Origin of the sequence: Hugenholtzia roseola DSM 9546, assembly GCF_000422585.1 — a bacterium.
Classification (GTDB): domain Bacteria; phylum Bacteroidota; class Bacteroidia; order Cytophagales; family Bernardetiaceae; genus Hugenholtzia; species Hugenholtzia roseola.
This window is the reverse complement of the sequence record NZ_KE383882.1, coordinates 117965-143763: the sequence shown is the minus strand read 5'-3', so window position 1 is coordinate 143763 and position 25799 is coordinate 117965. Positions and strand designations below refer to the sequence as shown.

Sequence of the window (25799 nt, the reverse complement as noted above, 5' to 3'; positions counted from 1 at the left end):
TGATATAAAAAACGTTATGAAGCCAAAATCTTTCTACCTATGCCTGCTCCTGCTCTTGATGGGATTAAGTGCGCAAAAATGCAGCACCGAACAGCCTACGCCCTACTCTCTTTTAGATTCCGATACGCTCCATTACCAAAAGGCTGACCAGCGCGATTCAGTTCAGACCCTTACGTTGGCTTTTGTAGGCGACCTGATGTGCCACACGCCTCAATTTAAGTACGCCCAAACCGATAGCGGCGGCTATGATTTTTTGCCTGCCTTTTCGCAGGTGCAGCCCTATTTGGAAAGTGCCGACCTTACCTTTGGCAACTTAGAAACAGTTTTGGCAGGCAATACCGCACCTGCTTATAGTTCGTATCCCATTTTCAACTCGCCCAATGAATATGCCGACGCGCTCAAAAGCATAGGTTTTGATGTCGTCGTTACTGCCAATAACCACTCTTACGACAAATTAGAAGCGGGGCTTATTCGTACCTTAGCCGAACTGCAAAGGCGCGGTTTGCAGACCGTAGGCACGCACTACACGCCACAGGGCAAAGATACTTTTTGTATTGTAGAAAAAAAAGGATTTAAAATTGGTATTTTAGCCTACACCGAATTTAGCAACATTCCACTCAAAGAAGAAAAAAAATATTTGCTCAATCACATAGACACCAGCACCTTAGCCCTCGACATCGAGAAAATAAAAAAGGCAGGTGCAGAAGTGGTCATTGCCCACTTTCATTGGGGATATGAATATCAGACCCAACCCAACAGTTTCCAACGCGCCGTTACACAAAAAGCCTTCGAAGCAGGCGCAGACATCGTAATTGGCGGACATCCACACGTTTTGCAGCCGATAGAAAAAGTAAAAAGTGCATCAAAGGCAACCTTAGATTCGGGTTTGGTAGCCTACTCTTTGGGAAATTTCTTTTCAGGGCAGCACAAGCGTTTCCGACACACAGGGGCGATTTTAAATATAACCTTAGAAAAAAATAATTTGCAAAAAAAAATAAGGCTCAAAAGCTATGATTTCCAACCCACTTTTGTCTTTCAGGGTTTCATAGAGGGCAAACGGCAGTATCGCATCTTGCCCACTTTTGCCGCCCCACTTGTGGCTTCAAATCAACAACCAGACCTTTCAAAAGCGAACTTTTCAAAAATAGACAGCCTTTTTCCCTACCTCAACACACACGACAAAAAGCAGTTTTTTGAATCCTTCCAAGATGCCACTCAAATTTTGAAACAGCAGTAGGGAAGTAATGTTAAATTCTAAAAATTAGGGACAAATGTAGGGACAAGGCACTACCTTGTCCTAACAGTCTAAAAACTAATTTTACTAATTTTATACAAAAAAGCCTGTTAATTATTCCTCACTTGCCGCTATTGCCTGCGTCAGGTCGGCTTTGATGTCCTCTACGTGTTCTAAGCCAACGGAAAGGCGCACCAAGCCCTTTGTGATGCTTACCTTTTGTTGTTCTTGGTCGGAAAGTTTCGAGTGAGTCGTAGTGGCAGGGTGCGTGATGATGCTGCGCGTATCGCCTAAATTAGGGGTTAGGGAAATCATTTTCAGCGCGTCTAAAAAACGGACTGCACGCGTCTGCCCTCCTTTTAGCTCGAAGGTAAGCAAGCCGCCACCCAAGCGCATCTGCTTTTTTGCCAATTCATATTGTGGATGCGAAGGCAAAAATGGATATTTTACCCATTCGGTTTGGGGGTGTTGTTCTAAAAAAGTAGCAATTTCTAACGCATTCTGACAATGTTTTTCCATGCGTACTGCTAAGGTTTCCAGACTTTTAGAAAGTACCCAACCATGAAAAGGCGACATAGCAGGTCCCGTATGACGCGCCATATAACGCACCTCTTGTATCAAATCTTTCCTACCCAAAATCGCTCCGCCTAAAACTCTTCCTTGCCCATCAATAAATTTAGTAGCCGAATGGGTGATAATATCCGCTCCCCACTTGGCAGGATTTTGTAGATAGGGGGTAGCAAAACAGTTATCTACATTAAGTAGTAGGTTGTGCTTTTTGGCAAGTTTGCCTAATTTCTCCAAATCTAATAAATCAAGACCGGGGTTTGAAGGACTTTCTACAAAAATCATCTTCGTTTGGGGCGTAATATAATTTTCCCAATTCTCTAAATCGTCCCAATCGGCGTAGGTGTGTGTAATGCCCCAGCGCGGCAGAATTTGCGTCAGGATTTGATGGGTAGAGCCAAAAAGTGAGCGACAGGCTAAAATATGGTCGCCACTGCGGACAAAAGAAGCGATACTCAAAAACATAGCCGCCATACCCGAAGCCATCGCCATGCCATCTTCTGTACCCTCTAAAAGGCAAAGTTTTTGTATAAATTCGTCGTTGTTGGGGTTTGAATAGCGCGAATAAATATTACCCTCTTTTTCGGAAGCAAAGAGGGCGCGTGCTTCTTCAGCGTCATCAAAGATAAAACTTGAAGTAGCAAAAATCGGTACGGCGTGTTCTTTTTGGGCAGAACGGGGCGTTTGGGTTCTGATGGCGTTGGTTTCGAAATGCGTATAAGGCGCATTTTCATTAGGCTTTGGGGAATCGTGAGAATCCGCTACAAAATGGTTAGCATCAGGCATAGAACTGCATCGAGGTTTTGGGTGAATAGGTCAGGTTTTGAAATGACTTTTAGTTTTTGATACTAAAAGAATAGGCAATTTCTGCGGTCTTTTCCAACATTTTAGAAACCGAGCAATACTTTTCCAAAGAAAGCTCGATGGCTTTTCGCACCTTTTCGGGGTCTAAATTGCCAAAAAGGGTATAGTGCAGATTTATCTTTTCGAAAACTTTTGGAATTGTATCAGCCCTTGCGCCCTCAATTTCAATTTGAATATCTACTAAGGGCTGCCGCTGTTTTTCTAAAATAGAGATGATATCGATGGTGCTACAGCCGCCAATGGCAGCCAATAGGAGCTGCATAGGGCTAAGTCCTTGCGCCTGATTTGGGGTAGCATAAGCGGCAGCATTGTCCATCAAAAGCGTGTTGCCGTTTTCATTTCGCGCTTCCATCAAAAAAGCCTCGTTGCGGCGTTGGATTTGTATTTTCATAAAAAACTTTTAGAAGGCTATAAAAAAGAGAAACGTTCTACTTAAAAAAAGTGGAACGTTTGGATAAACGACATTTTAGTACAATTTTAGAATATTAAAGTTATCCTAAATAAGGCTTCAAAGCCTTGCTGCGCGAAGTGTGGCGCAAACGTCTGATGGCTTTCTCCTTGATTTGGCGTACCCTTTCGCGCGTGAGATTGAACTTTTCCCCAATTTCTTCAAGTGTCATGGGGTGTTCGCCGTTCAAACCGAAATAATAGGTAATTACGTCGGCTTCGCGTGGCGTAAGGGTAGAAAGCGCACGCTGCACCTCACGACGAAGTGAATCGTTCATTAAACCTGAATCAGGTTTTTCTTCTAAATTATTTTCTAAAACGTCTAAAAGTGTGTTGTCTTCGCCTTGCACAAAGGGTGCGTCCATCGATACGTGTCTGCCAGAAATTTTGAGCGTATCTATTACTTCGGCAGCCGTAATCTCTAAGGCTTCCGCCAATTCTTCGGGCGAAGGTTCGCGTTCATAGCGTTGCTCTAATTCGGAAAAAGTTTTCGAAATCTTGTTTAAAGAGCCTACGCGATTGAGCGGCAGGCGCACAATACGCGACTGCTCGGCAAGTGCCTGCAAGATAGACTGACGAATCCACCAAACGGCATAAGAGATAAATTTGAAACCGCGCGTTTCGTCAAAGCGTTGGGCAGCCTTGATAAGCCCTAAGTTGCCTTCGTTGATGAGGTCGCCCAAAGAGAGTCCCTGATTTTGGTACTGTTTAGCAACAGAAACGACGAAGCGCAAATTGGCTTTGGTGAGTTTTTCTAAGGCTACTTGGTCGCCTTCGCGTATGCGTTTGGCAAGCTCGACTTCTTCATCGGGCGAGAGCAAATCTACCTTGCCAATTTCTTGTAAGTATTTATCGAGCGATTGGCTTTCGCGATTGGTTATCTGTTTGCTAATTTTGAGCTGTCTCATCTAAACAATTTTTTACGATTTTGAAAGGACAATTTGGAAAGGACGGAGTTGAAAAAAGAGTGGGAAAGGGGCAAAATAAAAAGACAAGGGGTTATACCGCAAATTTTATGCTAAGTGTGTAAAGATGGTGATAAGTTTCTATTTGGGGCAGACGTGTTTTTACGTATAAGGCTTGTCAAGTCCGAATCGGCGCAAGCACTTTAAAAAAAAGAAGGAAAAAAGATAGGCATCGAGAGCCTACTCTTTTTTCTTGCTTTTCTCCTTTCAATACTGAAAAAAGGGTGCAAAGGTTACAAAAAAAGACAGAGGGTCTCTTTTTTAAAACCGTTTTTCTTAAAAAAACAAAAACCTTTGCCCTTTTGCGGATTTAGCCAGCGTCTGCGCTCACCAAGGGCGTGAGCGAGCCGACTTCTGCGCGGTCTTGATTAGCGTCTGCGGTTGAAATTGCCGCCGCCGCCTTGTCTTCTACCTGCATCACGACTTCCTGTTTGTGGCGTGCGCGGTCTTTCTACATAACCTTCGGGCTTTTCCAGAAGGGCTTTGCGCGAAAGACGGAATTTGCCTGTGCGTTCATCTACTTCAATGAGCTTGACTTCCAAGATTTCGCCTTCTTTGAAGATGCCTTCCATCGAGGCGATACGCTCCCAAGAGATTTCGGAAATATGAAGCAAGCCTTCTTTTCCGCGCATAAATTCTACAAATGCGCCAAATTCGGTAATGCCTTTGACCTTACCTTGATAGACTTTGCCAATTTCGGGTTCGGAAATAATCTCCTGTACGGTTTCATAGGCACGTTGCAAGCCGTCTTTATTAACCGAAAAGATAGACACTACGCCTTTGCCATCTATTTCCTCGATAACGATAGTAGTAGCCGTTTCGCGCTGAATCTCTTGAATTACTTTGCCGCCTTGTCCGATAATTGCACCAATCATATCGCGTGGCACGTCGAATTTGGCAGAGCGAGGGGCATGGTCTTTCAAGTCAGTACGAGGCTCTTCGAGGGTCTTGTTCATTTCACCCAAGATATGCAATCTGCCTTCTTTGGCTTGCAAAAGAGCCTCATTCAAGACTTCATAGGAAAGCCCATCTACTTTGATGTCCATCTGACAAGCCGTAATGCCTTGTGCCGTACCTGTGATTTTGAAGTCCATGTCGCCTAAGTGGTCTTCGTCGCCTAAGATGTCGGACAAGATGGCATATTTTTTCGTTTCGGGGTCTGAAATCATACCCATAGCAATCCCTGATACGGCGGCTTTGACGGGTACGCCTGCGTCCATGAGTGCCAAAGAGCCTGCACAGACCGTAGCCATAGAAGAAGAGCCGTTAGATTCTAAAATATCCGACACTACACGAATGGTGTAGGGGTTTTCGCTTTCAGCAGGCAATACTTGTTTGAGGGCGCGATGTGCTAAGTTGCCGTGTCCTACTTCGCGTCTGCCTACGCCGCGAATTGGCTTGGCTTCACCTGTGGAAAAAGGCGGGAAATTGTAGTGCAGCATAAACTTGCTGGTGCTGGTTTGGGTAGCACTATCGAGGAGCTGCTCATCTAATTTTGTACCCAACGTAACGGTAGTGAGCGACTGCGTTTCGCCCCTTGTAAAGACGGCAGAGCCATGCGCTGCGGGCAAATAATCTACTTCCGACCAAATTGGGCGAATTTGGCGTGTGTTGCGTCCGTCGAGGCGCAAGCCTTCGTTTAAGACCAAGTTGCGAGCCGCCTTTTTATTGATTTCGCCAAAATATTTCGATACCAATTTCAGATTTACGCTATGGTCTTCGGGGAGCGAAGCTATGTACGATTCCTTGATGGCTTTGAAGGTGCTGCTGCGTTCATCTTTCTTGCGATTGATGCCTTCTTTGTGCATCTGATAGATGCTATCATAGTAAGCGTCGAAAAGCTGTTGGCGCAGGTCTAAATCTTCGTTGGGCTTGGCGTATTCGCGCGTTTGCTTGCCTACTTTTTGTGCTAATGCCTTTTGCGCTCTGCACTGCACCTGAATTGCCTGATGTACCACTTTTAGAGCCTCTAAAAGTTCGGTTTCGGAAACTTCCTTACTTTCACCTTCTACCATCATAATATTTTCTTCGGTAGCGGCTACGATAAGGTCGAGGCGTGCGCCTTCCATCTGGCTTAGGTTCGGATTGACGAGATAGTCGCCTTTTGCATCTTGAATTACGCGCACTTCCGAAATAGGGTCGGGAAAGGGAATATTCGAAACCGCCAACGCTGCGGAAGCCGCCAAACCTGCCAAAGCGTCAGCAGGGGTGTCCTTGTCGGAGGAGATAAGCGTTATCAGGATTTGGGTTTCACAAAGGAAATCGTCGGGAAAAAGTGGGCGCAAGGCTCTATCTACCAAGCGCGAGATAAGGATTTCTTGTTCAGAAAGCCGTCCTTCGCGTTTGAGAAAGCCGCCTGGAATACGCCCTGCGGAGGCGAATTTTTCTTGATAATCTACCGAAAGCGGGAAAAAGTCTTGGTCTTCGCGAAGGTCTTTGTTCGCCACTGCTGTAGCCAAAAGCATGGTCTTGCCTAATCGAAGCACGATAGCACCATCAGCTTGCTTGGCGAGTTTGCCCGTTTCGAGGGTAATGATTCTGCCATCAGGAAGCGAAATTTCCTCTACGATAGGCGTAGGAATGTGTGAATGAGATTGCATGAAATTACGAGTCTATGAAGATAAATGGCAAATAGCGGCAAGAGCCGTTATTTAGCCTGAAAGATAGGCAAAAAAATAAATAAAGCCGTCATTTTCCCTCCCTTCTTTGTAGAAAGAAGCCAAAAAAACCTATAAAACATAGAAGTTTTATAGGTTTTAGAAGTAGCAAAAGGCTTACTTACGAATACCTAATGCCTTGATGATGGCGCGATAACGCTCGATGTCGGTCTTGATTAGATAATCTAAAAGGCGACGACGCTTTCCTACTAATTTGAGCAAGCCCAAGCGTGTAGCGTGGTCTTTGCGGTTGATTTTGAGGTGTTGCGTTAGGTGGTTGATGCGGTAGGTGAAAAGCGCGATTTGCGATTCTGCCGAACCTGTATCATTTTTAGACTTTTGAAAGCCGTCTTTTTCGAAGATTTCTTGCTTCTTGACGGGAGGAAGATATGCTGTTCTTGCCATTGTGAGGAAAGTTGGGGTGATGCGCCTGTGCAGATAGCTATGCTCGAAACTGCTTTCCTTCTATCAGGAGCCATTATCTTGCACCAGCCCATACGCCTATGAAAATTGCCTATTGAAGAATAAAGAAGGTGGAAAGCAAATAGAGCGCAAAGGTAGTATTTTTTTGGTAGATGACAAAATCGCATGCCTTTTGGGGCTATGATTCTGAAAAAGATAGCCTCAGAGCGGCTGCCAAACTGTTAAAAAGTTTTAGAAAACAGACAAAAACAAGGGCAAGCACGATTTTTTGCACTTTTTTTCGTTCTTTTGCAAACTCAAAACCCAAAGCCTTTTCTAAGCGACTTTAAAGCTATGCTTCCACTTTCTTCTCTCCTGCGTACCTGTTGGCTTTTTAGCCTGCTGCTCTTTATTCCTGCTACCCTTTTTGCCCAACAAAGCGAAACGGTTTTGGATAGTGCCTTACAGATAGAAAAGCCCAAACTCAAACTCTCGAAGCCTGCTCGCGCTGCCCTGCTTTCGGCTGCCCTACCCGGCTTGGGACAATACTACAACGGGCGCGGTTGGGCGGTAAAAGTTCCTGTTATCTACGGCATTGGCACTACTTTGGGCTATCTGGTTTTGAGTACGCATGGCGAATATCGACGTTTTCGCGAAGGCTACCTCGCCTTAGAAGACGACAACCCCAATACCCAACTTTCGCCACTTTTAGAAGGACGCACTTCCGACCAACTTTTGCGTAGCCGCGACACTTTCCGCCGAAATCGCGATTTTTATATCATCATGCTCTTGGTCTTGTACGCCCTCAATGTAGGCGAGGCAACTACTGCCGCCCACCTCAACGATTTTGACATCAATGACAATATCTCTTTTAAAATTAAACCCTACACCGACCAATTACAAGGGCAGCCACTGATGGGTTTTTCACTGCAAGTGCCACTATTTAAAGGGCAGTACAAATAAAAAAGGGCGTTTGGGCAGTCCTGTGTAAGTTCTGCGCAAACTCTTGTGTTGTTAGATTTGAAGCAAAATAAAATTTGGTCTGAACTCTATTTTTGATTCTGAAAATGCTTTTATTTCAACCTCACTTCGGATAAGGCAATGCCCTATCCCTACAAATGTCGAGCCTTTTTAAGGTTGAATTTTATCGCGCCAGACCAGCCTTGTAGCGTTCAATCGCCCTTTCGCGTGCGAATTTATGCTCTACAATCGGTTTTGGATAGGCGGCAGTATTCCATTCAGGCACAAATTTTCGAACATAAACCAAATTGGGGTCAAATTTTTTCTGCTGCTCCAAAGGATTGAAAACACGAAAATAGGGGGCAGCATCACAGCCACAGCCCGCCGCCCATTGCCAACCGCCCAAATTAGAGGCAAGCTCGAAATCCAAGAGTTTTTCGGCAAAATAACGCTCGCCCCATTGCCAAGGCAGAAGCAAATGTTTGGTCAGAAAACTTGCCACAACCATGCGCACGCGATTGTGCATATAACCCGTCTGATTTAGCTCACGCATGCCTGCATCTACGAGCAGGTAGCCCGTCTTTCCTTCGCACCAAGCCTGAAAGTTGGCTTCGTCTTTTTCCCAAGCAATGTGGTCGTACTCTTTTTTAAAGGCGCGATATTGTGTGTGGGGATGATGGTATAAAATCATCATATAAAACTCACGCCAAATTAGCTCATTCAAAAACTTTTCATTGGTTTCGAAAGCCACTTTTGCCAAACGCCGAATACTTATCGTACCAAAACGCAGGTGCAGCCCAAGCCTACTTGTTCCTTGTGGTAGATGTGGAAAATCGCGCGTTTGGTCGTATTTCTGTACAGTTTGATGCGAAATTTCGGCAGTAGGGAAAGAAAGGGCAGTAGGGATAAATCCCAATTCGGCAAGCGAAGGAAAGGGCAAATTTTCTATCTTCAAAAAATTTGAGAAGTACTTTTCTGTATTTTTTTCCTGAAAGTGAAAATCGGGAGCAGGATTGTGTAGGGCAGCCTTCCACACTTTACTATAAGGCGTGAAAACGCTATAAGGCGAGCCGTCCGCTTTTGTAATTTCGCTTTTTTCGAAAATTACTTGGTCTTTAAAATCTTGAAAATCAATGCCTTGTGTTTGTAAAAAGTCCTTGATTTGGCTATCGCGCTCTAAGGCGTAGGGTTCGTAGTCGCGGCTGACAAAGACCTTTTCTACCTTGAATTGGGCGACGATTTTTTTCCAAACTTCAAGCGGTTTGCCCTTTTCTACCCAAATATCAGAACCATAACTTTGTAGTTGGGTCTTGATTTGGCTTAGGGTCTGATGCAAAAAAGAAAGACGCGCATCTTGGGCAGGGAGTTTTTCTAAAATTTGCGCATCAAAGATAAAAAGCAGCAAGACAGGATTGCCACTTTGCAGGGCAGCAGCAAGGGCAGCTTGGTCTTCTAAGCGCAAATCGCGACGTATCCAACAGATAGAAAGAGGAGGGCTTGGCATAGTAGCATTTTTTTTAGGCTTCAAAAACAGAAAACCCCGCCTGCACGCGCATTGTTTGATTTTTTACCTAAAAAAGGCTAAATTTGCCCTACTTTTCGCTTTCCCGACCCCAACGCTATGCTCCAATTTTCAACTGATTTTGAAACGATTTTTAAGGCGCAGTATGCTCGTCTGTGTAAAATTGTGTTGCCTATTGTGGGCAATGCAGATACGGCAGAGGACATCGTACAGGAAGTTTTTATGAAAATTTGGCAAAAAAAGGAAAGCCTGCAAGTAGATATTTCGCCCGAAGCCTACTTGAAAAGGGCTGTCGTCAATGCCGCCATCGACCACTTTCGCAAAGAAAAGCGGCAGCCTACGGCTTCTATGGAAACCTTAGCCACCGAATTAGGCGAAAGCCTTTCTGCGCAAAGCTCTGAAAAAGAACTACTTACCCAAGAATTAGATACCAAAATTCAGGCTGCCATCAATACGCTGCCGCCGCAGTGTCGCGCCGTCTTTGTCTTAAATCGCTTCGAGCAGTTGAGCTATAAGGAAGTAGCCGAGCAGATGCAAATTTCGGTCAAGACGGTAGAAAATCAGATAGGAAAAGCCCTGAAAGTCTTGCGTTTGCACCTTGCCGATTACCTTTGTTTGCTTTGGTTTGTGATAGAAATTTTTAAAAACCAGTCTTTCTGAAAAGAAAAGTAGCCATTTTTAAAAGAAACTTCAAAAAAAATTTGCAGGGTCGTAACTTTTTTATTAGATTCACACTTAGATATTCTTTTCCTAACTTTTACACAAAAAGCATATTTAATTATGGCACTTGGAGTCAATAAAGTAACTTTAATCGGAAATTTGGGGCAAGACCCACAAGTACGCCCTGCCAACGATACCAAAGTAGCAACCTTTTCGATGGCGACGACAGAGTCGTATCAGGATAGAGAAGGAAAGACCGTAGAAAAGACCGAATGGCATCGCATTGTCGCTTGGCGCGGATTGGCAGAAATCATCGAGCGATACGTTAAGAAAGGCGATAGGCTTTACATCGAGGGCAAATTAGCCACGCGCTCTTACGAAAAAGAGGGACAGACGCACTATGTAACCGAAATTGTGGCGCAAAACTTAGTCATGCTCTCTACCAGAGGCGATGGAAGCAAGAGTTCGGGTGCAGTGCCGCCGCCCAACGAGGAGTATCCAACGCGCACGAATACCGCTGCGGCTTATACTGCCTCCTCTGCCCCTGTCGCGACGAATAATCCTACACACAACGCTGAAATGGAAAACAATGAAGGCGGCAACATCGACGATTTGCCCTTCTAAGGCTCTTTTTCCTTTTTCAAATCTAAGTACCACAAACTACGACATACCACGATGGCAGAAATTACCCATACCGACAAAGCTCCCAAACCTGTGGGGCTATACCCTCATGCGCGTAAAGTAGGCAATCTGCTCTTTCTTTCAGGCGTAGGACCGCGCAAGGCAGTTACAAACGAAATTCCCGGTAATGTCTATGATGCAGAGGGAAAGTTGGTCAGTTATGATATAGCCGCACAGTGCCGCTCTGTTTTCGAAAATGTTAGGACGATTTTAGAAGAAGCAGGTAGCAGTTGGGATAAGTTGGTAGATGTTACCGTTTTTCTAACCAATATGGAAGCCGATTTTCCTACCTACAATCGCCTTTACGCCGAATATTTCAAAGACAATCAGCCTTGTAGGACAACTTTGGGCATTACTGCCTTGCCTACGCCTATTGCGATAGAATTGAAATGTATTGCCATAGCGGAATAAGTTTTTTCCCGTCCGAACCCTAAGCGTAGGCAGACTTATTTGCTGCAAGGCTTAGGGTTTGAAAATATCCGCTGCACAGACTTTTGGTCGGAATGATAAGGCTGTATTCATAAACGCTGATAATTTCGTATCTTTGCAAGTGGATACAAAACCCTGATTATGAAGCCCATACGCCTCCAAATTCCTACCCAAGAAATACGTAAGCCCGATATTCGCAAACAAAGTTTGGCAGAGCTAACGCAATTTTTACAAACACAAGGCGAAAAGAGTTTTCGCGCCAAGCAAATCTACCAATGGATTTGGCAAAAGTCGGCGCATAGCTTCGAGCAGATGAGCAATCTTTCTCAAAAGTTGCGCGATTTGCTTTCACAACATTACGCCTTCTATCCGCTTGCCGTAGCCAAAACACAACAAAGTGAAGATGGCACGATAAAATCTGCCTTTAAATTAGACGGCGGACACTTGGTAGAAGGGGTGCTAATTCCTGCGCCACCGCGCATGACTGCCTGCATTTCCTCACAGGTAGGTTGTTCGCTTTCCTGCAAATTCTGCGCTACGGGCTACATGGACAAAAAGCGCAACATCGATGCCGCCGAAATTTATGACCAAGTTGTGGCGATACAAAGGCAAGCCGAAGCGCATTTCAACCTTCCCCTAAGCAATATCGTCTTTATGGGCATGGGCGAACCCCTGATGAATTACCAAAACGTTTTGAAGGGAATAGAGATGCTTACTTCGCCCGACGGCTTGAATATGTCGCCTAAAAGAATTACTGTTTCTACGGCAGGTATCGCAAAATTTATCAAAAAGTTGGGCGACGACGAGGTGAAATTTAATTTGGCACTTTCTCTGCACGCCGCCAACGACGAAAAGCGCAATCAAATCATGCCTATCAATGATAGCAATAATTTAGCGGTCTTGCGTGAGGCTTTGATGTATTTTTATCAGAAAACAAAAAATCGCATCACCTACGAATACATCATGTTTGATGATTTTAATGATAGTTTGAAAGATGCCGAAGAGCTATTTCGCTTTACCAAACATACGCCCTGTCGCGTCAATATCATAGAATACAACCCCATCAGCGAAGCCGAATTTCGCAAGCCAAGTGAGGCACGCATAGATGCGTTTGCGGCTTATTTGGTCAAAAAAGGCGTGATGGCTACGGTGCGCCGTAGTAGAGGAAAGGATATTGACGCTGCCTGCGGACAGCTTGCCAACAAAGGATAAAAGCGCAAAGGGTGCGTAAAAAAGTTAAATCCGAAATTGAATTGCAATAAAATGGCGAAACAGTAGAATGAAGCTCTGACTTCGTTCGCAGTCAGTTCTCCTTGCCAAGTAGGAATTTCGCTTTCGTAGAAACAAGACAGAGCCTTGCTTGAATTGTAATAAAATTTGTAATAAAATGGTGAAAAATAAATCCAAAGGGTCTTCAAGATGCTTTGGATTTAGCACTTGCCGTTTTTACTTCCGCAACAACGCTTTTTTAGGCTTTTTCTAAAAAAAGAACCCTAAACGGCAGAAAGCAGTTTAGGGTTGGTAGGAAAATGAGAAGTAAAGAATGGGCAACTTCTAAAAGCGTAAGCCTATGCTTAGGCTTGAGCAACGGGTTTTACAGAAACAAAAGAACGGTCTTTTTGTCCTTTGCTAAATACGACCTCGCCTGCAACCAACGCAAAAAGCGTGTGGTCTTTGCCAATGCCTACATTCTTTCCTGCATGATAACGTGTGCCGCGCTGACGGACGATGATGTTACCTGCAATTACTTTTTGTCCGCCCCAAACTTTTACGCCCAATCGTTTGCTTTCCGATTCGCGACCGTTTTTGGAGCTACCTACACCTTTCTTATGTGCCATAGTTTTCTGAATTTAAGGCGCAAGATGCGCTGTAGTGGAGAAAAAGGTGATTAGAAATTGATGTCTTTAATCAAAAGTTTGGTGAGATACTGGCGGTGTCCGTTTTTCTTTTTGTATCCTTTACGGCGTTTTTTCTTGAAGACGATAACTTTGTCGCCTTTGAGATGAGAAAGGACTTCGCCTGTGATGCTCGCACCACTCAAAGTGGGCGCGCCGATGCTAACAGTGCCATTATTATCTACCAAAAGGACGCTATCAAAAGTGACAGTTTCGCCCACTTCGCCTTTCAAGCGGTTGGTGTAGATATAACGGTCTTTTTCTACTTTGAACTGTTGCCCAGCAATCTCTACAATTGCGTACATACGATTAGGAAATTAGATTTTCACAATTTGAAACGCAAAGATACGGCTTTTTTCGGCTTTTCCAAAAGCGCACCCTCGATTTTGCCGCTAATTTGTGTAGAATTTTAAAAAAACGCGCTTATCGCGTCTGAAAGCCTCTAAAAATCTAAAAAAAAACAAAAGACAGGGCAGGGCTTTGGCTTTTTAGTCTAAAAAACAGACCTTTACCGCTTGTTTTCTTTCTCTCCTTTGTCTGTTTTTCTTTACTTCTATGCGCCTCAATCTTCTCTTTTGTTTTGTGTCTATGTGGCTGCTATTGGCTGCTTGCCAAAAAACGCGCCCTCTTTCCGCTAAGGCTGCGCCTGCCGATTCGAGCCAAAAACAAGTGCTTGTTTTGGATTCGCCCGAACTTCAAATTTATCGCCTCACGCCTCATACTTTTGTGCATATTTCCTATCTCCAGACGCAAAGTTGGGGCAAAGTAGCTTGCAACGGATTGGTTTATCTTTCTCAAAATCAAGCCCTTATTATGGATACACCTACCGATTCTTTGGCGGCTGAAAGGCTGATAAATTGGTTGGAAAAAGAAAAGGCTGCTCAAATAAAAGGCGTGATTATCAATCATTTTCATAATGATTGCTTGGGTAGTCTTTCTATTTTTCACCGTTCTCAAATTCCTTCCTATGCTTCTGCCCAAACTTTAAACTTAGCAAAGGCGAATGGACAAACAATTTTACCACAAAATACATTTGAAAAAGAACTAATCTTGTATTTAGACTCGACTAAAAAAGAGGCTGTTCGGAATTTGTACTTAGGCGCAGCCCATACGCAGGACAACATTGTGAGTTTTGTAGAAAAGGAAAAGGTGCTATTTGGGGGCTGCATGGTCAAAGCCTTAGATGCAAGCAAGGGCAATTTGGCAGATGCCGATACGTTGGCATGGTCGGAAACGATACAAAAAGTAAAACAAAGGTTTCCACAAGTTCAGTACGTAGTGCCAGGGCATGGCGAAAGTGGCAATCGCGCACTTTTAGATTATACCTACCAACTTTTTCTACCTACCCAAAAATAAGCCTAACAATAAGCCTCAAAAATAAACAAAAAAGCCTTTCCAAAGTGGAGAGGCTTTTTTAGTTTCGAGCTACATTTACCTAATTAACTACTGTACTTGAACGATTTTTAAAATCTACTTTTTTACTCTTTTGAGCAGATATTTGGTGAAATAAACCTGATTGCCGCCGCTTGTGGTAGAAACGACTTCCCAGCCCTCTTTGCCCAAAAGGTTGAGCTGTGTCGTAACCTTTGAGTCATTTGAGGCGACATTGCCAAAATTGATACCTGCCATGCTGTAATAGTTTTCCAAATTGATGGGTTCGCCTGATTTGCCGTTGGTATCGGTAACTATCATACGCGAACGCCCAACGCCACCTTGCACCACAGATTCCAAGACATTGACCTGCATATATTCGTATTGTGGGGGCGGGTCGTTTAGTGTCTTCGCTTGCGGTTTGAAGGCGAAAAAGAGGGTAGTAAGGGCAAGGGCAAAGCCTAAAAATAGGGCGCGTGTGAAAATAGGGCTTGTTTTCATGTTGGAAGTGGGTTTAAAGTTTGAGATTTGTCTTGAGATTTGTAGGGAAGATACAAAAACTTTGCGATAGGTTGCGTGGCAGCATCTTAATTTTTGAAAAAATGCCCTTTTTTCTTTGGCTTGTTTTATCTTTGTAGAAAAACCGCCAAACAGTATCTCTGCACAATGGGTCTTTCTTTTGCGAAGCTAATTTTTTGCAGCCCTAAAAAAGGAAAGTTTGTAAGAAAACTTAGCAGGTCAAGGAATTATTTTCGCGCCTTTTGTGTTGTGAAGATGTGTGCAAATGTATAGCTTTCAATAACTTTCGTCAAAATAGCAGCTTCTAAAAGAGATAGCATTTTGTAAAGATAAAAAACGAATTTAAAAACTAAATCTTACAACTGTTATCTTACCTCTGACTTTTATCACCCTCAATCTCGTTTCAAATATGTCGCACTTCGCTGGTTTATTTACTCAAAATCATACGCAAAACCCTACGCTTGTTGTCCTTTCTCCGCTGACTGGGCAGGATTTGGTAGAGGCGTTGTTTCTGGGCAATATCAAGCAAGGTGAGAGAGTAGAAAGAGGCGGTGATTTGTTACCCGAAGGCGTTGCATTTGCAGCCGACACAGTTGTAAAAGTTACTTTACAAAATGCCTTATAAGCGCGTAGGCTTGTAAGGTATTTTTTATGTCTTTTCCCAAACTGTTTAAAGGCAGATACATAGGATTCACTTTGGTTCTCGCCTGCCTTTAGCCCCTTTGTTTTCTTACTCATACTCACTTACTTAGAAACTCTTAATGCCCATGAACCTCCTCCAAGACCTCGATTATTTCAAAGTAGCCGTCCAGAGCCTACTCGATGGCGAAGCCTCGCCCGACGAAGAAAAACAACTCATGCATTTTTTAGCTACCTCCCCATGGCACAGTCGATATTTTGAAAATGAAAAGCAGTTTCACTCACTTTTACGCCATCGCCTCGAAAGGCAAAAAGCCCCTGCCGACCTGCACCAAAGCATTTGGGCAAGTGTCATGGCGAACACTGCCGCTCCCACCAGCGAGCCTACCCCCACACGTGAGTACGTGTACATCGAAACCCCCAAATCGTAGAGAAAAATACACTTCCCTACTCATTTTTTCAACTTCCTCATAAAATCCTAAGCAAAGTCCTTTTTTGGGAAAAATGCTTAGGATTTTTTTGTATGATGCTGTCTTTTTTCCAAATTTCTATGAATAGGACGATTCCTCTTTCCCTACAAACAACAATGATTGTTAGATTGCCTTCTAAGATTTTATCATAGCGAAAATAGCATTATTTTTAACCTTTAAAACTCCAAACAAAACATCGAGTTTATGAAAAATGCGTATATTGAGGTGCTAAGAAAATATCATAAAAAAACTAAATTAGATATGGAAACCTTTTTTAAGGAAGCAACGCAGGTGTAAGGTCTGGATAAGATATTGATAAAAAAGACGCGGATAGTTTTGCAACTCTGAAAGTAGAGCGGTATCGAAAGGAGCTACCAATAGGGCAAAACTGCCATTTTTTAGGTAGTTTTGCCGTAGCGTTTTCAAATTCTTTAATCCTCTCTACCTATGTTTACAGGCATTGTCGAAACCCTTGGCGAGGTTATCGCCCTTGAAAAGGAGCAGAGCAATCTAAACCTTACCATTTCCTCTTCTGTATCAGACGCACTCAAAATAGACCAAAGTGTCGCCCACAATGGCATCTGCCTAACCGTAACGGCAGTAGGTGAAGATAGCGCAGGGGCTTGGCATCGTGTTACGGCTATTTCCGAAACAATAGAAAAGACCAATATCGGCTCTTGGAAGGTAGGAGATGGTGTAAATATAGAACGCTGCTTGTCGGCGCAGGGGCGTTTTGACGGGCATATCGTACAGGGACACGTAGACCAAATTGGTATCTGTGTAGTGGCAGAAGAAACGGCAGGCAGTTGGCGTTATGCTTTTGAATATGAACCACAAAGCGATTTTTTTACGGTACAAAAGGGTTCTATCTGTGTCAATGGCGTAAGTCTGACGGTTGTGGAATCGCGTCAGGGTTATTTCAGTGTGGCTATCATTCCCTATACCTATGCGCATACCAACTTCAAGACCTTGCAAGTAGGCGATAAAGTTAATTTAGAATTTGATATTATCGGAAAATACGTCCAGACGTGGTTAGCAAGGCAGCAGAAAGGTTAGAATAATAGGGTCAAGTTCCAACTTCGCGCTACAAAGTAGGGACAAGGCACTGCCTTGTCCTAAATTTAAGCAGGTAAGTCTAAATTTTATTTTCGGTCAGATTTGAAATCGCAAGGTTTTTAGGGAACTATCCCTTTTGGGGCTATGTGTTTTTTTCTTTAAAAAGGTGAGCAAAAATCCTTTGTATGCCCCAAATGGTAGCCAAAAAGATAGAAAAAGAGAGTGCCGCCGCTGCAAAATTTTGAAACAAAAAGTAGCCAATGCCAAAAACAAAGCTATAACCCATTAACACGCCCAGAATCCAACCCAAGCCCAAAAGTGGCAGTTGATTTGGGGGTTTAGGCAGAGCCAGCGATTTTCGGACGGGTTTCCAAAAGCCTTGCGGCTCGATGTGGCGGTAAAATTTTTGAAGAATAGGGAGCGGTTCGGCAGGGAGCAGAAGCGTGCCAATAAGCCAAATGGCGGTAGAAGTAAAGGTTATGACCAGAAAATCGTTTGGCGTTTCTATGGGTACAAATTTTATCAGACCAAAAACCAAAAGGGGCGCAAGGGTAGCCAAAATTTCGCTCCATACGCTAATGCGCCACCAATACCAACGCAAAATTAGCACTGCCCCCAAGCCTGCACCTGCCGTAACCAAAAACTCGAAGGCGGCTTTGAGGGTAGAAAGTTGTGCCGTCGCCCATAGCCCTACGCCCATCAAAACTAAGATACATATTTGAGAAAGGCGCACCAAATTAAAACCTGTTTCGGCATTTTGGGCTTTCTTTTTATCGTAAAAAATAGGGACAAGAAAATCATTCACCAAATAACTTGCACCCCAATTCAGTTGGGTAGAAATCGTACTCATGTAGGCAGCAAAAAAGGCAGCCAAGAGTAAGCCCTTCAAGCCCGAAGGCAGAAAATCGCGCATGGCATAGACATAGCCCAACTTTTTATCAGCGGCAGGCAAATCAGGGTATAAAATCGTAGCGGCTAATCCTACCAAAATCCAGACCCAAGGGCGCAAACCGAAGTGTGCTAATTGGAAAAAAAGCGTCGCACCGAAGGCGTGTTTTTCGTTTTTTGCCGACATCATACGCTGCACAACATAGCCGCCGCCGCCCGGCTCCGAACCCGGATACCAACTTGCCCACCATTGCACAAAAACGTAGGAAAAGAAGGTTACGGCACTGATGGTCAGCACTTCGGCGGTTTGGGACGCAATTTGAGTTGGTTCTGAAAAGTCGAGGGTAGGAAAAAAGGCAAGACTTGAAGTTGGCAGTTTGGCAATAAGTCCGCTCATGCCACCGATACCTTCGCTGCTCACGACTAAATACGCCAAGATGGTGCAGCCTATCATCGCAATTACAAACTGTATCGCATCTGTAACCACTACGCCTCTCAGACCCGAAAGTGCCGAATATAGCACCACAAAAGCCATTGCCGCACCTGTCCAGATGAAAGCCTCTGTTTTGCTAAGTTCGAAAAAGACTTCCAAAATAGACATAAGGGCTACATTGACCCACGCCATGACAATCGCATTGAGAAAGATGCCCAGATAGAGGGCGCGGAAGTAGCGCAAATAAGTGGCTTTTTTGCCTGCATAACGCAGCGTAATAAATTCAACATCTGTGAGCGTGCCTGCTTTTCGCCAATATCGCGCAAAGAAAAAAACGGTGAGCATGCCGCCAATCATACCATTCCACCAAATCCAATTGCCGCTGATGCCATTCTGTGCCACTAGTTCGGTGATAAGCAACGGCGTATCGGCGGCAAAGGTAGTCGCGACCATCGATGTTCCTGCCAACCACCAAGGCAGATTGCGTCCGCCCAGAAAAAATTGCTCTAAGTTGCGGTTGCTTTTTTGGGTATAACGCAGGCTTACTACCAAAATCAGCAGAAAAAATAGCCCAATTAGACTATAATCCAAATAAGAAAGGGTCATGGTACGATTTTTTGTTATCTTTGTAGGAAGTGGCTAAAAAAGTCAAATTGCGCCAAAGATAGGGTTTCATTTTTGATACACAAAAAGAAAACCTTACAAACAAGGTTCATACCTTAGAAACGCTTTGCCACTTTTTGCCGCTGGATAAGAAAAGGCAAGAGAAGGCAGAAAATATCGCAACGCACACAAAAGCACTCAAAACCATTGAGAAGGATTGAAGGGTTTGAAAAGAAAATGATGAAGTGCCTATTCTTCTGACTCTTGGGGTCTGAAATAGCCTACAAAACGCTACTTTTAGCCTTGAAAGTGCCTTTTTTTTGCCTTAGAAAGGCGAAAATCGTTTTTTTTGCCAAAAAGCCTTATTTTTGCGGTTACGTTCTTGGAAAACGATTTGCTCACCATTAAAGAGAATATAGAAGTGGATTTATTCGAGAAATTACAATCTAACAAAGGTCCCTTAGGACAACACGCCCATATTGCACATGGCTATTTTGCATTTCCCAAGTTAGAAGGCGAAATCAAGCCGCGCATGCGTTTTAGAGGAAAAGAAGTATTGACATGGAGCTTAAATAACTACTTAGGATTGGCAAATCACCCTGACATCCGTCGCGTGGACACTGAAGCCACTGCACAATGGGGGTTAGCCTACCCTATGGGCGCACGTATGATGTCGGGCAATTCTAATATCATCGAGCAATTTGAAGCACAATTATCAGAATTTGTAGGCAAAGAAGACACGATGGTCTTGAATTACGGGTATCAGGGCATTATGTCGGTGATTGACGCACTCTTAGACCGCAAAGATGTAGTTGTGTATGATTCCGAATGTCATGCCTGTATCATCGATGGCTTGCGCATGAGCCTTGCCAAGCGTTTTGTATTTCCTCACAACGACATTGCCAACTGCGAAAAGCAATTAGAACGCGCCACCAAGTGGGCAGAAAAAACAGGCGGCTCTATCTTAGTCATTACCGAAGGCGTGTTCGGTATGCTCGGCGACCAAGGCAATCTCAAAGACATCGTCGCTTTGAAAGAAAAATTCCAATTCCGCCTTTTAGTAGATGATGCGCATGGCTTCGGTACGATGGGGGAAAAAGGTATCGGTACGGGGGAAGCGCAAGGCGTACAAGCAGAAATAGACCTCTATTTTTCTACCTTTGCCAAGTCTATGGCAAGTGTAGGTGCTTTTATTTCAGGCGAAGAACGCGCCATTAGCTACCTGCGCTACAATACGCGCTCACAGATTTATGCCAAGACCTTGCCTATGCCTATCGTTGTGGGCAATATGAAGCGTCTGGAAATGCTGCGCACGATGCCCGAACTCAAAGACCAACTCTGGACGGTTGTCAATGCCCTACAAAATGGCTTGAAAGAGCGCGGCTTTAATATCGGCAAGACAGAATCGCCCGTTACGCCTGTTTTCCTAAGCGGCGGCAACAACGAAGCGGCAAATCTTATCATCGACCTGCGTGAAAATTACAATATCTTCTGTTCGGTCGTTATCTATCCCGTTGTGCCAAAAGATGTCATTATGTTGCGTCTTATCCCAACGGCTTCGCACACCTTAGATGATGTAAAAACTACCATCGAGGCTTTCGAGCAAATTTCGGACAAGCTCAAAAGTGGCTTCTATGCCAACGCCGAAATCAATGTGAGCCTATAAGCTCTCCTCTCAAAGCCCTAAGTAAGCCCCCAAACGAGCCGCGCTTAGGGTTTGCCCACCCAACTCCTATCTGACTCCGACAGCGTAGCAGTTGTGTTTTTCTTTTTTTCTAAATCTTTTCCGTATTCTCTTTAATTTTATTTTTGCTATGGCAGAAAATCCGTACAACAAAATCGAGGCGATTATCACCGAATTGAAGGCTGATTTCGAGAAATTTTATGAAAAAGACAATCAAGCCGCAGGAACACGTATCCGCAAAGGCATGCAAGAGCTAAAAGTCTTAGCACAAGATACGCGCAAAGAGGTGCAAGACATCAAAAATGCACGTGCCAAGGCGGAAGCCGATGCCAAGAAAAAGTAAGCCCTGCTTCCTGCAACGCGCTGAAACCTGCTCTTTTTACCCTAAATCGTCAAATCTTTCCGACGATTTAGGGTTTTGATTTCTACGAGCAGACGCTAAAAAACGTAGAAAATTGCGGAAAAACTTAGCATTTTCCAAATAATTTGTATTTTTGTGGTATGACAAGTCAAATCAGCCCTTCGCTATCTTCCGCGACCCTGACGCACGAATCCACTATGCACACTTTCCCGACCCTACCTCTGAAAGGTAACCCTGACGCTATCTTTGTCAAGGCTTCACAAGGCGTGCTTACGGCGAAAGATGAATGGCTCTATGATTTTGCCCCAGACAAATTAGCTCCCAAAGTCGCATTTTTTATCCAGACCTACGAAAAGGAACGCCTCCGTTGGCAGCAGGCAGGGCAGCGTGCCTTTGCCCACCAATTTGTCGCCCCCCTTATCAAATGGACTCCCGAACTGATAGAACATCTGACCCAAAATCGCCCCTTGCAGCTTGATTTAGAGGCGTTTAGATGGGCAGCCTATCGCCCTTTCATAAAAAAAAGAACTTATTTTGCCCCCCTTATTACGCACCGCCCTTATCAGCAGCCTTGCTTTTTTCCCTTTCAGGGTCAGGTAGAAAATCCTACACTTTGTCTAACGTATCACAAGCAAGTACCCCTAACCGTTCATGCCGTTAAGCATCTGCCCGATAATGGCTATGGCTCACGCGCTACCCAGAGTTTTTCTCTTTTTTGGTATGATGAAAACGGGCAGCGTCAGGACAATATTTCAGACGCAGCCTTAGAAAAGTTCAAAAATCATTATGCCAATATTAGTTTTAAAATAAAAGCCAAAAATATTCACGAACTAAAAGCCTCCCTACAAAAAGTAAGAGAAGCAAAAGGAGACGGCATCAAGCCCATCAAAAAAGAGGACATTTTTGCCTATGTATATGCTGTTTTGCAAAGCCTTGATAAAAAAGATTTTCAATACCAAATTCCGCTCTACAAAGATTTTTGGAAGTGGGTACAATGGGGCAGAGAACTCCTGACATTGCACCTTGATTACGAACAAGCACCTCGCTACCCTTTGGAACGCATCACGCATGTAGGGCAGGCGTATCGCGATACGCCAAATCTAAATAGCTTAGATGGAAAAGAAACTTTTGCAGCCAGCACAAAAAAAGTATCACATTTGAAATCATATCCTGCACAGGGGCGTATTCGCATTGATGCCGAAACAGAATTGGCAGCCATTCCGCTTGCCGCTTGGCGATACCGTTTGGCAGGCAAACCCGCGATTGAATGGGTCTTGCAACATTATCAACCGCGCCATTTGCGCGATAAAAGCCTGCAAAAGTTAGTGGCAGAGGGCAGGTTTGCGCCTTACGATTTAAAACAGGAGAAAGAAAACCTAATTAGCCTACTCGGAAAAGTGGTGCAGGTTGCGCTAAAAAGTGTAGAGATTTTAGAACAAATCAGACAAGAAGCCACTCAAAACCCGTAGATTTTACAAACTCCCCCTTTGATAAGCGCGTCAGAAACGAAAAAATGCGTAAATTTGATTTTATTAGACCTAAAAAAAATCGACATGGCGTGTAGCAGTTGTGGCACAAAAAAGACGCAAACAGGACAGGTGCAGGGCTGCCAAAATAATGGCTCCTGCGGCACTTCGGGCTGCAATAAAGTCAATCAATTTGATTGGCTCTCGCATCTCGAAATTCCCGACCCAACTCCTTTTCCTTTTGTGGAGGTCAAATTTAAGGGCGGTAGGAAGGGCTACTACCGAAATGAGCAGGGCATAGACCTACAAATTGGCGACTATGTCGTCGTAGAGGCGTTGCGTGGCTACCATATCGGCATGGTTTCCCTGCGTGGCGAATTGGTGCGCTTGCAGATGAAAAAGCTAAAACTAAATACCCAAGACGCAAATCTTACCGAAATTTGGCGCATGGCACAGGCTCGCGACATGGAAAAATTTGCCGAATCGCGCCGAAGAGAACTGCCGACACTTTACCGCTCGCGACAGGTTGTGATAGAATTAAACCTAAATATGAAAATCTCTGATGTAGAATTTCAGGCAGACGGTACAAAGGCTACTTTTTACTATTCTGCCGACCACCGCGTAGATTTTCGCGAGCTTATCAAATGTTTGGGCATGGAGTTTCGGGTCAGGATAGAAATGCGACAAATCAATGTGCGGCAAGAGTCGGCGCGTATTGGGGGGATTGGTTCGTGTGGGCGCGAATTGTGTTGTTCTACTTGGCTTGCCGACCTCAAAAATATAGAGCCTATCATTGCCCGTTATCAAAATCTTTCTATCAATGCTCAAAAAGTTACAGGACAGTGTGGCAGATTAAAATGTTGTCTTAACTATGAATTAGATACTTATTTAGACGCTTTACACGACATTCCACAAGTTCCCAACGAAGAACTTACCACAGGTTTGGGTATTGCACGCCTACAAAAGACCGATATTTTTAAAAAAATACTTTGGTTTAGTTATCAATTTGAAGGCGACGGCGACTGGTATCCCCTTACGGCGGAACAGGTAACGCAGGCTTTGCAGTGGCAAAAAGAGGGGCTTATCATACCCTCCTTGCAAGCCGATGAGTGGGGACTTTTAGAAAATGCAGTTTCAAATAAAAACGAGTCAGGTTTAAATCAGAAAAAAGAGAAAAGTCTAAATCGCAACACACGACGACAAACAGATAGTCAGGAGTACGAATAAACCCATTGAATCGCTATCTTGCCCCAACAATGCCTTGTGATAGTCTTTTAAGACAAAAAATAAAAAACAGAAAACAGTTGAAAATATAGCTAAAAATGAAAGCAGTTATCCAACGTGTAAGTCAGGCTTCGGTAGAGGTCGAGGGCAAAACTGTGGGCAGCATCTCACAAGGTTTGCTTGTCTTATTGGGTATCAGTCAGCAAGATACGCCACAAGAAGTTGAAAAGTTGGCACAAAAAATCGTCAATTTACGTATCTTTTCTGATGCCGAAGGTAAGATGAATCGTTCTTTGCTCGAAAGCGAGGGCGAGGTTTTATTGGTGAGTCAATTTACTTTGATGGCAGATACACGCAAGGGCAATCGCCCTTCTTTTGCCGCCGCTGCCGCGCCTCCTTTGGCATTGCCGCTTTATGAAGCTATGCAGCGAAGGTTGAGCGAACTTTTACAGAAAGATGTACCCACAGGGGTCTTTGGGGCAATGATGCAGGTACGACTTTGCAATGAAGGTCCCGTTACGATTATTTTAGATACTGAAAAATAAATTGAACCCAAATAATGAAAATTCTTTTCCTCACCCATTATGCCCTGCTCTATGGGGCTAATCGTTCGCTGCTTTCTTTGGTAGAAAATTTTGCTGCGCGTGGGGTGCAGGTTTGGGTTTGGATAGGCGAAAAAGGCGATTTGGGAGAATATCTGCAAGCGCGAAAAATCCCATTTTGGGAAAAAGATTTTCCTATCTCGATGCATTACGCGCCTGAAAATGAGGCATTTTGGAAAAAAAAAGCAAGGTTTGTATTCAATAAGTTTAAAATTTTAGAAAAAAAACACAAACAAAAAAAAGCAATTTCTTGGGCATTAGAAACGATAAAAAAAGAAAAAATAGAATTCGACTTTATCTATTCCAATTCTACCGTCTTTGAAGTAGGTACGATTTTGGCGCAAAAACTTCGACTGCCTCACGTGCAGCACCTGCGCGAATTTGGTTATGATGACTATTTTTTAAAGCCTGACGCTGGTCTGGACGCTCATTTCAAACGTCTGGCGGCTGCTCAAATCAAAATTTGCATCTCGAAAGCGATTGAAACGCATTATTTCGGAACATTAAGCCCTGAATTGCGACAAAAAAATGCAATTTTTCAAATCTACAATGGCGTTTTGAGTAAGGAGGAGGGGCTGAAAAGGGAAAAGTTGAAAAAACAAAATGATTTGCAAAACAAAGCAGAAGCAAATAAAACTGCTACTTTTCTTTTTATCGGACTAATACACCCCAACAAAGGCACGCACGAAGCGATTGAGGCTTTGGGGTTGCTCAAACGCGCTTATCCGCAGTTGGCAGAGGTACGTCTTCAAATTGTTGGCACTTGCAATGTGAAAGGCTATCAAGCAAAGTTAGAAGAATTGGTAGCGCAATATAAATTAGAAAAACAAGTAGATTTTGTAGGATTTGTGTCTAATCCAAGTATTTTTTATCAAAATTCTGTTGCGTTGTTGGTTTGTTCTAAAAAAGAGGGCATGGGTAGAGTTACGGCAGAGGCGATGTTGGGCAGCTGTGTGGTAATTGCTAAAAAAAGTGGTGCTAATATCGAACTTATTACAGAAGGCGAAACAGGTTTCTTTTACGAATCAGTTTCGGATTTAGCTTTAAAAATGGTTGAAGTATTAGAAAATAAAGAAAAATGTGAACAGATAGCAGCAAAGGCATTTGATTTTGCCAAGCGTCATTTTTTGATAGAAAACTATGCAGCGGCGGTTTTTGAGGTTTTAGAAAATTACCAAAAAAATAGCACCATTTAAAATT

Annotated in this window: 27 protein-coding genes; 16 read left to right on the top strand and 11 right to left on the bottom strand. The window is 43.8% G+C overall.

Features of this window, described 5'->3' with window-relative positions:
- The first annotated feature begins 16 nt into the window (after window positions 1-16).
- Window positions 17-1237: a CapA family protein gene (locus G500_RS23805; RefSeq protein WP_086047930.1), complete on the top strand. Its 1221-nt coding sequence runs from the start codon at window positions 17-19 to the stop codon at window positions 1235-1237.
- A gap of 111 nt (window positions 1238-1348) precedes the next feature.
- Here G500_RS23805 and G500_RS0115475 read toward each other — a convergent pair whose 3' ends face one another.
- From G500_RS0115475 to rpsO, 5 genes are all read right to left on the bottom strand, one after another.
- Window positions 1349-2587 carry a trans-sulfuration enzyme family protein gene (locus G500_RS0115475; RefSeq protein ID WP_086047929.1) on the bottom strand — a complete coding sequence of 413 codons (1239 nt, stop codon included), beginning with the start codon at window positions 2585-2587 and terminating at the stop codon, window positions 1349-1351.
- A gap of 49 nt (window positions 2588-2636) precedes the next feature.
- A complete protein-coding gene (locus tag G500_RS0115470; protein WP_027003210.1) occupies window positions 2637-3056 on the bottom strand; it encodes an OsmC family protein in 420 nt (139 codons plus the stop codon).
- 100 nt (window positions 3057-3156) lie between these two features.
- Window positions 3157-4020, bottom strand: a complete 864-nt coding sequence (locus G500_RS0115465) for a sigma-70 family RNA polymerase sigma factor (protein WP_027003209.1) — start codon at window positions 4018-4020, stop codon at window positions 3157-3159.
- A gap of 425 nt (window positions 4021-4445) precedes the next feature.
- Complete coding sequence (gene pnp / locus G500_RS23800; protein ID WP_035757657.1) at window positions 4446-6677, bottom strand: polyribonucleotide nucleotidyltransferase; 2232 nt, start codon at window positions 6675-6677, stop codon at window positions 4446-4448.
- A 174-nt stretch (window positions 6678-6851) separates the two neighbouring features.
- Window positions 6852-7139, bottom strand: coding sequence for a 30S ribosomal protein S15 (rpsO, locus tag G500_RS0115445; protein WP_027003208.1), 288 nt, complete (start codon window positions 7137-7139; stop codon window positions 6852-6854).
- 351 nt (window positions 7140-7490) lie between these two features.
- On the opposite strand from rpsO, the gene G500_RS23795 reads away from it, so the two are divergent.
- Window positions 7491-8099 (top strand): DUF5683 domain-containing protein, encoded by a 609-nt coding sequence (locus G500_RS23795; RefSeq protein WP_051203715.1) that lies wholly within the window; start codon window positions 7491-7493, stop codon window positions 8097-8099.
- A 181-nt stretch (window positions 8100-8280) separates the two neighbouring features.
- On the opposite strand, the gene G500_RS0115430 is transcribed toward G500_RS23795, so the two are convergent.
- Entirely contained in the window at window positions 8281-9600 is a 1320-nt protein-coding gene (locus G500_RS0115430; protein WP_027003207.1) for a cryptochrome/photolyase family protein, read from the bottom strand.
- Window positions 9601-9717: 117 nt separating this feature from the next.
- Between G500_RS0115430 and G500_RS23790 the strand changes: the two genes are divergently transcribed.
- The 4 genes from G500_RS23790 (at window position 9718) to rlmN (ending at window position 12600) form a co-directional block, all read left to right on the top strand.
- Window positions 9718-10278, top strand: a complete 561-nt coding sequence (locus G500_RS23790) for an RNA polymerase sigma-70 factor (protein ID WP_035757654.1) — start codon at window positions 9718-9720, stop codon at window positions 10276-10278.
- 120 nt (window positions 10279-10398) lie between these two features.
- The gene (locus tag G500_RS0115420) at window positions 10399-10902 is read left to right on the top strand and encodes a single-stranded DNA-binding protein (RefSeq protein WP_027003206.1); all 504 of its coding nucleotides are present in this window, start codon (window positions 10399-10401) and stop codon (window positions 10900-10902) included.
- A 51-nt stretch (window positions 10903-10953) separates the two neighbouring features.
- Window positions 10954-11370: a RidA family protein gene (locus G500_RS0115415; RefSeq protein WP_027003205.1), complete on the top strand. Its 417-nt coding sequence runs from the start codon at window positions 10954-10956 to the stop codon at window positions 11368-11370.
- 159 nt (window positions 11371-11529) lie between these two features.
- Window positions 11530-12600, top strand: coding sequence for a dual-specificity RNA methyltransferase RlmN (gene rlmN / locus G500_RS0115410; protein ID WP_051203713.1), 1071 nt, complete (start codon window positions 11530-11532; stop codon window positions 12598-12600).
- A 362-nt stretch (window positions 12601-12962) separates the two neighbouring features.
- Here rlmN and rpmA read toward each other — a convergent pair whose 3' ends face one another.
- Complete coding sequence (gene rpmA, locus G500_RS0115405) at window positions 12963-13226, bottom strand: 50S ribosomal protein L27 (protein ID WP_027003203.1); 264 nt, start codon at window positions 13224-13226, stop codon at window positions 12963-12965.
- A gap of 50 nt (window positions 13227-13276) precedes the next feature.
- Window positions 13277-13588: a 50S ribosomal protein L21 gene (gene rplU / locus G500_RS0115400; RefSeq protein ID WP_027003202.1), complete on the bottom strand. Its 312-nt coding sequence runs from the start codon at window positions 13586-13588 to the stop codon at window positions 13277-13279.
- Between the two features lie 250 nt (window positions 13589-13838).
- Between rplU and bla the strand changes: the two genes are divergently transcribed.
- Complete coding sequence (gene bla, locus G500_RS23785) at window positions 13839-14639, top strand: subclass B1 metallo-beta-lactamase (protein ID WP_086047928.1); 801 nt, start codon at window positions 13839-13841, stop codon at window positions 14637-14639.
- A gap of 114 nt (window positions 14640-14753) precedes the next feature.
- Here the strand turns inward: bla and G500_RS0115385 are convergent, their stop codons facing one another.
- Window positions 14754-15155: a hypothetical protein gene (locus G500_RS0115385; protein ID WP_027003201.1), complete on the bottom strand. Its 402-nt coding sequence runs from the start codon at window positions 15153-15155 to the stop codon at window positions 14754-14756.
- Window positions 15156-15582: 427 nt separating this feature from the next.
- On the opposite strand from G500_RS0115385, the gene G500_RS0115375 reads away from it, so the two are divergent.
- Both G500_RS0115375 and G500_RS0115370 read left to right on the top strand, forming a co-directional pair.
- Window positions 15583-15798, top strand: a complete 216-nt coding sequence (locus G500_RS0115375; RefSeq protein ID WP_027003200.1) for a hypothetical protein — start codon at window positions 15583-15585, stop codon at window positions 15796-15798.
- A 142-nt stretch (window positions 15799-15940) separates the two neighbouring features.
- A complete protein-coding gene (locus G500_RS0115370; protein ID WP_027003199.1) occupies window positions 15941-16243 on the top strand; it encodes a hypothetical protein in 303 nt (100 codons plus the stop codon).
- A gap of 294 nt (window positions 16244-16537) precedes the next feature.
- Here the strand turns inward: G500_RS0115370 and G500_RS25770 are convergent, their stop codons facing one another.
- The gene (locus tag G500_RS25770) at window positions 16538-16708 is read right to left on the bottom strand and encodes a hypothetical protein (RefSeq protein WP_154657178.1); all 171 of its coding nucleotides are present in this window, start codon (window positions 16706-16708) and stop codon (window positions 16538-16540) included.
- Between the two features lie 21 nt (window positions 16709-16729).
- Here G500_RS25770 and G500_RS0115360 point away from each other — a divergent pair, with 21 nt between their 5' ends.
- Window positions 16730-17338, top strand: a complete 609-nt coding sequence (locus G500_RS0115360; protein ID WP_027003198.1) for a riboflavin synthase — start codon at window positions 16730-16732, stop codon at window positions 17336-17338.
- 142 nt (window positions 17339-17480) lie between these two features.
- Here G500_RS0115360 and G500_RS23780 read toward each other — a convergent pair whose 3' ends face one another.
- The gene (locus G500_RS23780; protein ID WP_035757652.1) at window positions 17481-19265 is read right to left on the bottom strand and encodes a sodium:solute symporter family protein; all 1785 of its coding nucleotides are present in this window, start codon (window positions 19263-19265) and stop codon (window positions 17481-17483) included.
- Between the two features lie 418 nt (window positions 19266-19683).
- Between G500_RS23780 and G500_RS0115340 the strand changes: the two genes are divergently transcribed.
- The 6 genes from G500_RS0115340 to G500_RS0115315 all read left to right on the top strand — a co-directional run bounded on the left by G500_RS0115340 (window position 19684) and on the right by G500_RS0115315 (window position 25795).
- Window positions 19684-20928 carry an aminotransferase class I/II-fold pyridoxal phosphate-dependent enzyme gene (locus G500_RS0115340; protein WP_027003197.1) on the top strand — a complete coding sequence of 415 codons (1245 nt, stop codon included), beginning with the start codon at window positions 19684-19686 and terminating at the stop codon, window positions 20926-20928.
- 148 nt (window positions 20929-21076) lie between these two features.
- On the top strand, window positions 21077-21289 hold the full coding sequence (locus tag G500_RS0115335) for a hypothetical protein (protein WP_027003196.1): 213 nt from the start codon (window positions 21077-21079) through the stop codon (window positions 21287-21289).
- A gap of 158 nt (window positions 21290-21447) precedes the next feature.
- On the top strand, window positions 21448-22776 hold the full coding sequence (locus G500_RS0115330; protein ID WP_027003195.1) for a type ISP restriction/modification enzyme: 1329 nt from the start codon (window positions 21448-21450) through the stop codon (window positions 22774-22776).
- Window positions 22777-22830: 54 nt separating this feature from the next.
- On the top strand, window positions 22831-24000 hold the full coding sequence (locus G500_RS23775; protein WP_245574495.1) for a PSP1 domain-containing protein: 1170 nt from the start codon (window positions 22831-22833) through the stop codon (window positions 23998-24000).
- Between the two features lie 95 nt (window positions 24001-24095).
- Window positions 24096-24542 (top strand): D-aminoacyl-tRNA deacylase, encoded by a 447-nt coding sequence (dtd, locus tag G500_RS0115320; RefSeq protein WP_027003194.1) that lies wholly within the window; start codon window positions 24096-24098, stop codon window positions 24540-24542.
- Between the two features lie 14 nt (window positions 24543-24556).
- Window positions 24557-25795, top strand: a complete 1239-nt coding sequence (locus G500_RS0115315) for a glycosyltransferase family 4 protein (protein WP_027003193.1) — start codon at window positions 24557-24559, stop codon at window positions 25793-25795.
- Window positions 25796-25799 lie beyond the last annotated feature (4 nt).

Bases quoted from the DNA above. Each gene is read 5' to 3' on its own strand.
- G500_RS23805 (WP_086047930.1), top strand. From the start codon at position 17: ATGAAGCCAAAATCTTTCTACCTATGCCTGCTCCTGCTCTTGATGGGA.
- G500_RS0115475 (WP_086047929.1), bottom strand. From the start codon at position 2,587: ATGCCTGATGCTAACCATTTTGTAGCGGATTCTCACGATTCCCCAAAG.
- G500_RS0115470 (WP_027003210.1), bottom strand. From the start codon at position 3,056: ATGAAAATACAAATCCAACGCCGCAACGAGGCTTTTTTGATGGAAGCG.
- G500_RS0115465 (WP_027003209.1), bottom strand. From the start codon at position 4,020: ATGAGACAGCTCAAAATTAGCAAACAGATAACCAATCGCGAAAGCCAA.
- pnp (WP_035757657.1), bottom strand. From the start codon at position 6,677: ATGCAATCTCATTCACACATTCCTACGCCTATCGTAGAGGAAATTTCG.
- rpsO (WP_027003208.1), bottom strand. From the start codon at position 7,139: ATGGCAAGAACAGCATATCTTCCTCCCGTCAAGAAGCAAGAAATCTTC.
- G500_RS23795 (WP_051203715.1), top strand. From the start codon at position 7,491: ATGCTTCCACTTTCTTCTCTCCTGCGTACCTGTTGGCTTTTTAGCCTG.
- G500_RS0115430 (WP_027003207.1), bottom strand. From the start codon at position 9,600: ATGCCAAGCCCTCCTCTTTCTATCTGTTGGATACGTCGCGATTTGCGC.
- G500_RS23790 (WP_035757654.1), top strand. From the start codon at position 9,718: ATGCTCCAATTTTCAACTGATTTTGAAACGATTTTTAAGGCGCAGTAT.
- G500_RS0115420 (WP_027003206.1), top strand. From the start codon at position 10,399: ATGGCACTTGGAGTCAATAAAGTAACTTTAATCGGAAATTTGGGGCAA.
- G500_RS0115415 (WP_027003205.1), top strand. From the start codon at position 10,954: ATGGCAGAAATTACCCATACCGACAAAGCTCCCAAACCTGTGGGGCTA.
- rlmN (WP_051203713.1), top strand. From the start codon at position 11,530: ATGAAGCCCATACGCCTCCAAATTCCTACCCAAGAAATACGTAAGCCC.
- rpmA (WP_027003203.1), bottom strand. From the start codon at position 13,226: ATGGCACATAAGAAAGGTGTAGGTAGCTCCAAAAACGGTCGCGAATCG.
- rplU (WP_027003202.1), bottom strand. From the start codon at position 13,588: ATGTACGCAATTGTAGAGATTGCTGGGCAACAGTTCAAAGTAGAAAAA.
- bla (WP_086047928.1), top strand. From the start codon at position 13,839: ATGCGCCTCAATCTTCTCTTTTGTTTTGTGTCTATGTGGCTGCTATTG.
- G500_RS0115385 (WP_027003201.1), bottom strand. From the start codon at position 15,155: ATGAAAACAAGCCCTATTTTCACACGCGCCCTATTTTTAGGCTTTGCC.
- G500_RS0115375 (WP_027003200.1), top strand. From the start codon at position 15,583: ATGTCGCACTTCGCTGGTTTATTTACTCAAAATCATACGCAAAACCCT.
- G500_RS0115370 (WP_027003199.1), top strand. From the start codon at position 15,941: ATGAACCTCCTCCAAGACCTCGATTATTTCAAAGTAGCCGTCCAGAGC.
- G500_RS0115360 (WP_027003198.1), top strand. From the start codon at position 16,730: ATGTTTACAGGCATTGTCGAAACCCTTGGCGAGGTTATCGCCCTTGAA.
- G500_RS23780 (WP_035757652.1), bottom strand. From the start codon at position 19,265: ATGACCCTTTCTTATTTGGATTATAGTCTAATTGGGCTATTTTTTCTG.
- G500_RS0115335 (WP_027003196.1), top strand. From the start codon at position 21,077: ATGGCAGAAAATCCGTACAACAAAATCGAGGCGATTATCACCGAATTG.
- G500_RS0115330 (WP_027003195.1), top strand. From the start codon at position 21,448: ATGACAAGTCAAATCAGCCCTTCGCTATCTTCCGCGACCCTGACGCAC.
- dtd (WP_027003194.1), top strand. From the start codon at position 24,096: ATGAAAGCAGTTATCCAACGTGTAAGTCAGGCTTCGGTAGAGGTCGAG.
- G500_RS0115315 (WP_027003193.1), top strand. From the start codon at position 24,557: ATGAAAATTCTTTTCCTCACCCATTATGCCCTGCTCTATGGGGCTAAT.